The organism is Kitasatospora sp. NPDC059803 (assembly GCF_042732255.1).
Taxonomy (GTDB): Bacteria; Actinomycetota; Actinomycetes; order Streptomycetales; family Streptomycetaceae; genus Kitasatospora.
Window position 1 is genome coordinate 19,197 of record NZ_JBHWIJ010000076.1, and the last position, 10,108, is coordinate 29,304.

At 74.2% G+C, this 10,108-nt stretch carries 9 protein-coding genes; 5 read left to right on the top strand and 4 right to left on the bottom strand.

Annotated elements, in window-relative coordinates; all coding sequences use genetic code 11:
• The first annotated feature begins 217 nt into the window (after positions 1-217).
• The 4 genes from ACFV6I_RS15200 to ACFV6I_RS15215 all read left to right on the top strand — a co-directional run bounded on the left by ACFV6I_RS15200 (position 218) and on the right by ACFV6I_RS15215 (position 6,027).
• Complete coding sequence (locus ACFV6I_RS15200; RefSeq protein WP_380425571.1) at positions 218-4,201, top strand: Pls/PosA family non-ribosomal peptide synthetase; 3,984 nt, start codon at positions 218-220, stop codon at positions 4,199-4,201.
• Positions 4,202-4,298: 97 nt separating this feature from the next.
• Entirely contained in the window at positions 4,299-4,511 is a 213-nt protein-coding gene (locus ACFV6I_RS15205; RefSeq protein ID WP_063352910.1) for a DUF4287 domain-containing protein, read from the top strand.
• A 320-nt stretch (positions 4,512-4,831) separates the two neighbouring features.
• Positions 4,832-5,419, top strand: coding sequence for a hypothetical protein (locus ACFV6I_RS15210; RefSeq protein WP_063352909.1), 588 nt, complete (start codon positions 4,832-4,834; stop codon positions 5,417-5,419).
• Between the two features lie 101 nt (positions 5,420-5,520).
• Positions 5,521-6,027, top strand: a complete 507-nt coding sequence (locus ACFV6I_RS15215; RefSeq protein WP_063352908.1) for a DUF6882 domain-containing protein — start codon at positions 5,521-5,523, stop codon at positions 6,025-6,027.
• A 57-nt stretch (positions 6,028-6,084) separates the two neighbouring features.
• Here the strand turns inward: ACFV6I_RS15215 and ACFV6I_RS15220 are convergent, their stop codons facing one another.
• The 4 genes from ACFV6I_RS15220 to ACFV6I_RS15235 all read right to left on the bottom strand — a co-directional run bounded on the left by ACFV6I_RS15220 (position 6,085) and on the right by ACFV6I_RS15235 (position 8,936).
• Complete coding sequence (locus ACFV6I_RS15220; protein ID WP_380346260.1) at positions 6,085-6,726, bottom strand: flavin reductase family protein; 642 nt, start codon at positions 6,724-6,726, stop codon at positions 6,085-6,087.
• Between the two features lie 200 nt (positions 6,727-6,926).
• Positions 6,927-7,559 (bottom strand): carbonic anhydrase, encoded by a 633-nt coding sequence (locus ACFV6I_RS15225; RefSeq protein WP_380425573.1) that lies wholly within the window; start codon positions 7,557-7,559, stop codon positions 6,927-6,929.
• Between the two features lie 217 nt (positions 7,560-7,776).
• Positions 7,777-8,397 (bottom strand): PASTA domain-containing protein, encoded by a 621-nt coding sequence (locus tag ACFV6I_RS15230; RefSeq protein ID WP_380425575.1) that lies wholly within the window; start codon positions 8,395-8,397, stop codon positions 7,777-7,779.
• The gene (locus ACFV6I_RS15235) at positions 8,397-8,936 is read right to left on the bottom strand and encodes a SigE family RNA polymerase sigma factor (RefSeq protein WP_380346265.1); all 540 of its coding nucleotides are present in this window, start codon (positions 8,934-8,936) and stop codon (positions 8,397-8,399) included. Before ACFV6I_RS15235 ends, ACFV6I_RS15230 begins: the two co-directional genes overlap by 1 nt.
• 365 nt (positions 8,937-9,301) lie before the next feature.
• Between ACFV6I_RS15235 and sigK the strand changes: the two genes are divergently transcribed.
• Positions 9,302-9,895, top strand: a complete 594-nt coding sequence (gene sigK / locus ACFV6I_RS15240; protein WP_380425579.1) for an ECF RNA polymerase sigma factor SigK — start codon at positions 9,302-9,304, stop codon at positions 9,893-9,895.
• Positions 9,896-10,108: the final 213 nt, after the last annotated feature.

Genomic DNA, 10,108 nt, shown 5'->3' on the forward strand with positions numbered 1-10,108 from the left:
CGATTACCCTTCGCCGCCGAAAGCGATCGAAAAACCCCGAAATGACTTTCGAATCGTTCCCTGATGCCCCCATATGTCGCCGAAAATGAAAAGTTCCTTTGACTCCACCTCCACGGCATCCAGCGGGCTCCCAGTGGAGTCATGGTGAGTGAGGCACCACGCAAGGTGACTCCCCGCATTCATCCTTAATGACTACTCCCAGCCGAGGACACTCCTTATGGACGCACGCCAGGACATGGCAGGCCCGGGAACGCTGAACCGTCCCGGGCCCGCTCACGCCGCCGGTTGGCCGGCGGTCCGGCCCGCGCACCCCCGCAGCCTGCTCGACATCGTCACCGCCACCGCCGACGCCCACCCGCACGCACCCGCGCTGGACACCGGCACCGCCGTACTCGACTACCGCGCCCTCATGCACGAGGTCGACACCCTCGCCGGCGTCCTCGCCGGGCACGGCATCGGCGCCGGAGACCGGGTCGGCGTGCGCATCCCCTCCGGCACCGCCGACCTGTACGTCGCCATCCTGGCCGTGCTGCGCTGCGGCGCCGCCTACGTGCCCGTCGACGCCGACGACCCCGACGAGCGCGCCGACATGATCTGGCAGGACGCCCAGGTGTGCGCCGTCCTCGGCGCCGAACGCCGGCTCGCCCCCGGCTCCGGGGCCGGGCCCCGCGGCAACCCCGTCTGGCCCACCCCCGCCGACGACGCGTGGATCATCTTCACCTCCGGCACCACCGGCCGCCCCAAGGGCGTCGCCGTCACCCACCTCTCCGCGGCCGCCTTCGTCGACGCCGAGGCCCGCCTCTTCCTGCGGCAGCAGCCGCTCGGCCCCGGCGACCGTGTCCTGGCCGGCCTGTCGGTGGCCTTCGACGCCTCCTGCGAGGAGATGTGGCTGGCCTGGCGCCACGGCGCCTGCCTGGTGCCCGCCCCCCGCTCCCTCGTCAAGGCCGGCACCGACCTCGGCCCCTGGCTCGTCGAACGCCGCATCACCGCCATCTCCACCGTCCCCACCCTGCTCGCCCTGTGGCCGCAGGAGTGCCTGGACGCCGTGCGCCTGATCATCGTCGGCGGCGAGGCCTGCCCCGCCGAACTCGTCGAGCGCCTGGCCACCCCCGGCCGCGAGTTCTGGAACACCTACGGCCCCACCGAGACCACCGTCGTCGCCACCGCCGCCCGCATGCTCCCCGGCCAGCCCGTACGCATCGGCACCCCCCTGGACGGCTGGGAGATCGCCGTCGTCGACGCCGCCGGCCACCCCGTCCCCTGGTACGAGACCGGCGAACTCCTCATCACCGGCATCGGCACCGCCCGCTACCTCGACCCCGCCAAGGACGCCGAGAAGTTCAGCGCCCACCCCGCCCTCGCCTCCCCGCGCGTCTACCGCAGCGGCGACCTCGTGCGCAACGACCCCGAAGGCCTCGTCTTCGTCGGCCGCGCCGACGACCAGATCAAACTCGGCGGCCGGCGCATCGAACTCGGCGAGATCGACGCCGCCCTCCAGGCCCTGCCCGGCATCCGCGCCGCGGCCGCCGCCGTCCGCAAGAGCCCCGCCGGCGCCGACCTGCTGATCGGCTACCTCGTCGCCCAGCCCGGCACCACCCCCGACCTCACCGCCGCCCGCCAGCACCTGCTCGGACGCCTGCCCGCCCCGCTCGTGCCCGTCCTCGCCCTCGTCGACTCCCTGCCCACCCGCACCTCCGGCAAGGTCGACCGCAACGCCCTGCCCTGGCCGCTCGCCACCACCGGCACCGCCACCCCCGGCACCGCCGCCCCCCTGGACGGCACCGCCGGCTGGCTCGCCGGCCGCTGGGAGGGCATGCTCGGCACGGCCCCCGGCCCCGGCGACGACTTCTTCGCCCTCGGCGGCTCCAGCCTCACCGCCGCCCGCCTCGTCTCCGAACTGCGCACCCGCCACCCCGGCGTCTCCGTCGCCGACCTCTACGCCCACCCCGTCCTCGGCGACCTCGCCGACTACCTCGACAACCTCGCCGGCCCCCCTCATACCGGCGGCGCCGCACACCCCCCCACCCCCGCCCCCGTCCGCACCGTGCGCCGCACCCCCGCCAGCGCCGGCCTGTGGCAGACCCTCATCCTGCTCGGCGTCTTCAGCATCTCCGGACTGCGCTGGATCCTCGCCCTCACCGCCTTCGACAACCTCATCGGCAACCAGCTCAGCTGGGCCCCGCACAGCTCCTGGTGGCCCGTCGCCGCCGGCCTCCTCCTCTTCTACAGCGCCCCCGGCCGCACCCTCCTCGCCGCCGGCACCGCCCGCCTGCTCACCGCCGGCCTGCGCCCCGGCAGCCACCCCCGCGGCGGCCAGGCCCACCTGCGACTGTGGGCCGCCGAACGCGCCGTCACCCTCTTCGGCGTCGGCGCCCTCGCCGGCACCCCCTGGGCCCGCCGCTACGCCCGCGCGCTCGGCTGCCGCATCGGCACCGGCGTCCTCCTGCACACCCTGCCCCCCGTCACCGGCCTCGCCCGCATCGGCGCCGGCGCCACCGTCGAACCCGAAGCCGACATCGCCGGCTGGTGGCTCGACGGCGACACCCTCCACCTCGGCCGCATCGACATCGGCGACGGCGCCCGCATCGGCGGCCGCTCCACCCTCATGCCCGGCGCCCGCATCGGCGCCGGCGCCGACATCGCCCCCGGCTCCTGCGTCACCGGCGTCGTACCCGCCGGCGAACACTGGCACGGCTCCCCGGCCCGGCCCTCCACCGAGGTTCGCACCACCTGGCCCGCAGCCGCCGCCACCCCCCGCTCCCGCTTCTGGAACCTCGCCTACGGCGTCGGCCTGACCGTCTTCGGCCTCCTGCCGATCATCGCCGCCCTCCCCGCGCTCGCCATCGTCTTCACGATGGTCGACACCGACCGCACCCTCACCGCGGCCCTCCTCCAACTCCTGCCCGCCACCATCCCGCTGGCCGCCCTCACCCTGGTGTGCCACGCCACGCTGATAGCGATCATGGTCCGCCTCCTGTCCATCCCGCTGCGCCCCGGCTTCCACCCCGCCCACGGCCGCGTCGCCTACTGCGCCTGGGCCGTCACCCGGCTCAGCGACACCGCCCGGCGCACCCTCTTCCCCTTCTACGCCAGCCTCTTCACCCCGGTGTGGCTGCGCCTGCTCGGCGCCAAGGTCGGCCGCCGCGTCGAAGCCTCCACCGTCCTGTCCCTGCCCGGCCTGATGCGCGTCGACGACGGCGCCTTCCTCGCCGACGACACCCTCGTCGCCCCCTACGAACTGCGCGGCGGCTGGCTGCACATCGGCCCCTCGCACGTCGGGCGCCGCTCCTTCGTCGGCAACTCCGGCATCGTCGGCCCCGGCCGCCGACTGCCCGACAACTCCCTCGTCGGCGTCCTGTCCGACACCCCCGTCAACGCCCCCGAAGGCTCCTCCTGGCTCGGCCGCCCCGCCTTCGCCCTGCCGCGCGTCGCGGCCGCCGGCGGCGACGCCCGCACCTACAACCCGCCCCGGCGCCTGATGTGGGCCCGCGCCGGCGTCGAACTGTGCCGCCTGCTGCCCATCGTCCTCGCCGCCCTCCTCGGCGACCTCGTCCTCGCCACCCTCCAGGAACTGCGCGACGACTACGGCCTCACGCGCGCCCTCGCCGCCGCCGGCCTCGTCCTCATCGGCGCCGCCCTCATCGCCTGCCTGGTCACCACCGCCGCCAAGTGGCTCCTCGTCGGACGCTTCCGCGTCGCCGAACACCCCCTGTGGTCCACCTTCGTGTGGCGCAACGAGCTCTACGACAGCTTCGTCGAGGAACTCGCCATGCCCTTCGGCGGCTCCACCATCACCGGCACGCCCTACCTCAACGCCTGGCTGCGCAGCCTCGGCGCCCACATCGGGCGCGGCGTGTGGTGCGAGACCCACTGGCTGCCCGAGAGCGACCTCGTCACCGTCGAGGCCGGCGCCAGCGTCAACCGCGGCACCGTCCTGCAGACCCACCTCTTCCACGACCGGGTCATGCGCCTGGGCCCCGTCCACCTCGGCCCCGGCTCCACCACCGGCCCGCACTCCATCGTCCTGCTCAACTCCTCCCTCGGCGCCGGCACCACCGTCGGCCCCGCCTCCCTGGTCATGCGCGGCGAGAACGTCCCCGGCACCACCCGCTGGCTCGGCAACCCCGTCGCCGCCTGGAACGCCGACCCCGCCCTCGCCCCCGTCGCCCGGCGGCGGGCCAAGCGCAAGGTCGGAGTGTGACGCAGATCACTTTAGCCGGGCGATGAGTTGACGATGCGGTCGCGGTCCTACCTGGGTAGACCGCGACCGCATCCGTTCCCGAAAGGGCGTACCGACCATGACCGCCACCCCCGCCAAGGGCCCTGCCAGCTACTTCCCGTCCATCGAGAAGAAGTACGGCCGACCCGTCGCCGAGTGGAAGGACCTCATCCGGGCCTCCCCGCTCGGCAAGCACATGGAGCTCGTCGCCTGGCTCAAGACCGAGCACGGCCTCGGCCACGGCCACGCCAACGCCCTCGTCGCCCACACCCTCGCCGAAGCGGCGGCCTGAGCCCGCCGTGCGGCTCTGCCGGTGACGCCCGGCCCCCGGCTCTGCTGGTGACGCCCGCCTGCGCCCCGTGGCGGGTGGTGGGCCGGCGGACGACGACGGGGCCGGGGCCGCCTGCGGCACGATCGGGAAGCAGGCGGCCCCGGACCCGGGTCGTTCCGTACGGGCGGGGCATCGACCGCGATGCCCGTACGGCTGCGGTCGGGACTATTCGACGACTTCAACAGCACTTGAAGTCAAGCCCCCGGCGGCCCGGGGCGCCACAGGGCGGGGTAGCCTCGCTCCCGGCGGGGGCCGGCGGACGAGGTTTCAGGGGCGGTCGAATGGAACAGCAACAGCGCGGCTACTGGCGGGTCGCGGACGGTTCGGCGGTCAGCTCCACCCAGGCCCAGGTCGCCTGGACCAGGGCCGCCTACCCGGCCCTGGTGGACGTGGCCCGCCGCTACCACGCGGTGATCACCTACTCCGAACTGGCCGAGACCGTCCAGGAGGCGGCCGGAGTGCGCACCCGGGTGCACCAGCGCACCTGGATCGGCAAAGTCCTGGCCCTGGTGGTGCGCGAGGCACACCGCCGCGGGGACCCGCCGCTGACCGCACTGGTGGTCCACTCCACCGACGGCATGGTCGGCGTCGGCTACCAGGAAGTACTGGCCGTGGCCGGACAGCCGCCGCTCGCAGCGGACATGGACCGCGAACACCACGCCGCCGCCGCCCGCCTCGCCTGCTACCGGCACTTCGGCGCCCAACTGCCCGCCGACGGCGGCACCCCCGCCCTGGCCCCGCGCCTGCAAGCGGCCGTCAACCGCAAGGCGGCCGCCGCCACCCCGCCCCGCCCCCCGGCGATCTGCCCCTCCTGCTTCCTCCAACTGCCCGCCACCCGCATCTGCGACTCCTGCGGCGCCAGCGCGTAGGGGCTCTCTTCCGGATCACGCCGGGGTGGGGCCGACGGGCCCGGACGGAGCAGCAGGCCGGATGGGATGATCTTGCCGGCAGTTCCGTACGAGGAGGCACGGTGGACGACCACTCGAAGCACGACCACTCCCGGTGGGAGGGCGTCGTGATCGCGGCCCGCGAACGTGCCCGCGCGCGGCAGGCCCTCATGGTCGAGCGCTTCGGACTGTCAGGTGACGTGCAGTACCACTGGTCGATGGACGACGCGCGGATCACCTGGTCGCGCAAGAGGAAGTGGTCGCGCAAGAGCGAGGTGTTCCTCACCGGCCGGCTCACGATGATCGGCAGCGTCAGCCTCGCCCGGCAGACCTGGCTGTGGTCCTGGGCGAACGAGTCGCTGCCGCCCGCCGTCCTGGGCGACATCGAACAGGTGCGGCGCTTCGGCGAGGACAACGACTTCCCCGTCCTGCCGTGGCCGGGCTTCGACTCCCACCCCGAACTCGTCGCCGAGGCACGGGTGGTCGCGGCCTCGGTGCTCGACGCCGACGGGCTGTGGATGGAGTCGACGGACGACACCGAGCTCCACTTCCTGCTCCACGACCTGGTGCCCGCCGCGGCGGCCGACTAGGCGGGCGGACGGCTGGGTGGTCGGGTAGGCGGGGGCTCGCGGACCTGCGGCGGGGCGTCAGGCCCGGACGCTGGCGGGCAGGCGGCCCGGCATCTGCCAACCCTCGGCAAGGCGGGAGGGGGCGAGCCGGCGCCCGTCGCCGAAGAACTCGCAGAACTTCATGATCAGCGGATCCCAGCCGAGCGGGTCCACGTAGTGGTCCGTGCCGGGCACGAGCAGGCGCTCCTCGACGTGCGCGCGCACCACGGTGACCTCGAAAGCGGTGCACTGCGGGTTGCCCGCCAGCGGCGTGGCCGCCTCCAACCGGCACTCCAACTGGACCGGGCACTCGGCGACGCGCGGCGCCCGCACCAGCTCCGACGGCTGCTCGGTGAGCCCGGCGGCGGCGAACTTGCCCCGCTCGAAGCGGTAGCCCTGCTGGCGCCGGCGCTCGGTCAGATCCGGATTGGCGGTCAGCATCGCGAGGGCGTCGACGGCGTCCACCTGCCCGGAGGAGGGCAGGTTGAGCACGCACTCGCCCTCGCGCCGCAGGTTGACAGCGGTCTGGGCAGTGTTGCCGAGGCCCAGCACGCAGGACTGCCCCAGCCACCACGCCGAGGACATCGGCGCCAGGTTGGCGCCGCCGTCCTCGTTGCGCGAACTGATCAGCACCACCGGGGTGCCGAAGTAGAGGACCTTGAGATCGGTGGCCTTGTGCACGGGAATGCCGTCCTTGAGTGGGAAACCGTTGCCGGCCTCCGACTCTGCCCCCGCCCGGGTGCGGGCGCTGGCGGTGATCGGACACGGCGTTCCCGGCCCCGGCGTTCCCGGCCCCGGCGGGGGCAGACGGCCCTACGTTGGCCGGCCTGGCACGCCGGTTCGGCCGTACGGGCCGGTTCAGCACCCGTACGGGCCGGCGGTCAGAGCGAGGCGCTGACCGGACCGCGGGCGGCCACCGTACGGGCCTGGCCGTCGCGCAGCCGGTAGGACAGGCCCACGACGGCCGCCGCGCCCTCGGCCACCCTGGCGGCCAGCAGCTGGGAACGCTCCAGCAGCAGGTCCACGGTCTGGCGGATGTGCTCGTCGACGATCCCGTCCGGGTCCTCGATGCCCGCGGCCCGGGCCGACACCACGCTCGGGGTGACCCGCTCCACCACGTCCCGCACGAACCCGCCCGGCAGCCGCCCCCGGTCCAGCGCCTCCATCGCCGCGCCCACCGCGCCGCACGAGTCGTGCCCCAGCACCACCACCAGCGGACACTCCAGCACGCTCACCCCGTACTCGATGCTGCCCAGCGCCTCCGCCCCGGTGACGTGCCCGGCCGTCCGCACCACGAACAGGTCGCCCAGCCCCCGGTCGAAGATGATCTCGGCCGCCAGCCGGGAGTCCGAACAGCCGAACAGCACCGCGAAGGGCCGCTGCGCCGGCGCGAGGGCGGCCCTGCGCCCGGCGTCCTGGTTGGGGTGCTCCGGGCTGCCCGCGACGAAACGGGCATTGCCCTCCATCAGCACCCGCATCGCCTGGTCGGGGCCGGATATCGGTGAGGAGATCATGCCTGCACCCTAGATCGCCGCAGGTGGGGCCCGCAGCAGGGGGGCCGGGGCAGGGGGGCCGCCACCGCGTCGCTCCTCACCCGGCCGGCCCAGTCCACGGCCCGCCCACCCTGCTGCGCACGGCCTTGCCCGGCCGCTTCGCCGCCCGTGTGGCGGGAGGCCGGAGGATATCGTCAACTCGCAGCTTGCGTAGCGGCGTTGGACGCGACAGTGCCGGTCATCGGCCCGGCCTGCCCTTGGAGACGAACACCTGGACCGTCGAGTGCGCAGGTACGGTGTGGCCGGCCTGCGGCACGGAGTTGATGACCGACCCGGCGGGCACGTTCCAGTCGGTGAACTCGTGCACCTCGTAGCGCAGTTCCGCCGTCTCCAGCGCCCTGATGGCCGCGTCCTTGGCCAGATTGGCGACCGGCGGCACACTCACCTGCACCCCGTCGGTCGGCTGCATCGGCGGCGGCGTGGGGGTGCCGAAGGCCATCGAGGGCCCGGGCGCGGGAGCGGACCCGGCGGGGGAGGGCGTGCCGGAGGACATCGGCGCCGAGGCGTTCGCGGGGCCCGCGGGCAGGCCGCCGGAGGGCGACGGACCCGAACCCGGCGCGAGCAGTGCCGCACCCGTGCCGATGGCGACCACCGCGGCCGCCGCCACCGCGCCGCTGAGCACGGTGCGACGGCGCACCGTGCGCCGGATGGCGAGGGCGTCGATGACGGGGGCCGGGGTGTTGTCGGCGAATGCGGTCATGGCGGCGAGGAGTTCCTTGTCGAAGTCGGGGTCGAAGTCGGGGGCGGAGCCGGGGCCAGGGGAGGGGTGGTCGGGATCGTGGGACGGGAAGCGGGTCATCACGCACCTCCGCGCGAGGTCGGCGGCGCGGACGGGACGTCCTGCCGGGGCAGTGCGGCCCGCAGTTTCGCGAGGCCGCGGGCGAGTTGGGAGCGCACGGCGCCGGGGGAGATGTCCAGCGTCTGCGCGATCTCCTGGTCCCCCAGGTCGTGGAGGTAGTACAGGACGACCACGGTGCGCATCCCCATCGGCAGCGTGTGCAGCGCCGTGACGAGCTCCGCGCGCAACTCCACCGACCGGTAGGCGTCGCGCGGGTCGGCGTGCTCGGCGCCGGGCGCCGCGCCGGGCCGCTCACCGGAGCGGCTCAGCCGCCGCCACCGGTCGTTGACCAGGTTCACCAGGATCCGGCGCACGTACGCCTCGGGCACCTCCGCGGCCGCCACCCGCCGCCAGTTGCGGCAGGACCGTTCCAGCGCCTCCTGGACGAGGTCCTCCGCGGTGTGCGCGTCCCCGGTGAGCACGTACGCCGTCCGGAACAGCGCGCCCGAACGCTGCTGTACGAACTCGACGAAGTCGATCCCGGGACTGGCCCTGCGCAGCCTCACCCGCCGCCCTCGCTCTCTTCACTCTTCTCACTCTTCCGCCGTCACCTTCGCCCCCATGACGGACCCCGGCACCGCCCTGCTGCACCGCCACCGCGAAAGTGACGCGGCTCACAACGCTTCGAGGCCGGACGGGCCGGACCACCGCGGCAGCCCGGGGAGCGCGCGCGGGCACACGCGCGGGCACAACGATGCGCAAACGATGCGAGTAGCCCAGGCGGTGGCCGCTCCGAGACGGTCGCCGTGTGCACGCACTGATCGACCGGCCGGCCACCCGGCCCCCGGCACCCCGGCCCCCGGCAGGCGAGACCCCTGGCACCGAACCTTCCGGCACCGACCCGGGCGACGGCGGGCAGGCCGGGCTGCGCACCCTGGCGGCACGCGTGGCCGGCGGCGACGAGCGGGCCTTCGAGGAGCTGTACGCCGCCACCGCCGGAACCGTCCTGGGCCTGGTGCTGCGGGTGCTGCGCGACCACGCCCAGGCCGAGGAGGTCACCCAGGAGGTGTTCCTCCAGGTGTGGCGGGAGGCGGCGCGCTACCGTCCCGAGCGCGGCGAGGTCCTGCCCTGGATGCTCACCCTCGCCCACCGGCGCGCCGTCGACCGGGTCCGCTCCGCGCAGGCCGCCGCCGACCGCGACCGCACCGCCGCCCTGCGCGCCTACACCCCGGTCTTCGACGAGGTCGCCGACCAGGTCGAACGCGACCTGGACCGCGGCCGGGAACGCGAACGGGTCCGCCGCGCCCTGGCCACCCTCAGCGACGTCCAGCGCGAATGCCTGCTGCTGGTCTACTACGGCGGTCGCACCCAAGCCCAGGCCGCCGAAGCCCTCGGGGCCCCCCTCGGCACCGTCAAGACCCGCATCCGCGACGCCCTGCTACGCCTGCGCACCCAACTCGCCGACCCCCCACCCCACCCGGCACAGCCCCGAGCCCGCACCTGCCTGCCGAATCTGTAGACCGACCTACATATTCTCCCCGGACCTGCGGTCGTGGTGCGCACAGGAAGTCGACGGGTCCGACTTCCTGTGCGCGCCGGCGGCATGGTTCTGCGCCTGGGCCTGCCCTGCCGGGGTTCTCGGCGCGCCGGGGACAAATCTGTAGACCGACCTACATATTCCCTCCAGCTCGGCAGCTGCGGTGTGGGGGGGGGAGCGTGAGGGGGGGTGTAG

Excerpts from the sequence above, each read along its gene's own strand:
- ACFV6I_RS15200 (WP_380425571.1), top strand. The coding sequence starts at position 218 with ATGGACGCACGCCAGGACATGGCAGGCCCGGGAACGCTGAACCGTCCC.
- ACFV6I_RS15205 (WP_063352910.1), top strand. The coding sequence starts at position 4,299 with ATGACCGCCACCCCCGCCAAGGGCCCTGCCAGCTACTTCCCGTCCATC.
- ACFV6I_RS15210 (WP_063352909.1), top strand. The coding sequence starts at position 4,832 with ATGGAACAGCAACAGCGCGGCTACTGGCGGGTCGCGGACGGTTCGGCG.
- ACFV6I_RS15225 (WP_380425573.1), bottom strand. The coding sequence starts at position 7,559 with ATGATCTCCTCACCGATATCCGGCCCCGACCAGGCGATGCGGGTGCTG.
- ACFV6I_RS15230 (WP_380425575.1), bottom strand. The coding sequence starts at position 8,397 with ATGACCCGCTTCCCGTCCCACGATCCCGACCACCCCTCCCCTGGCCCC.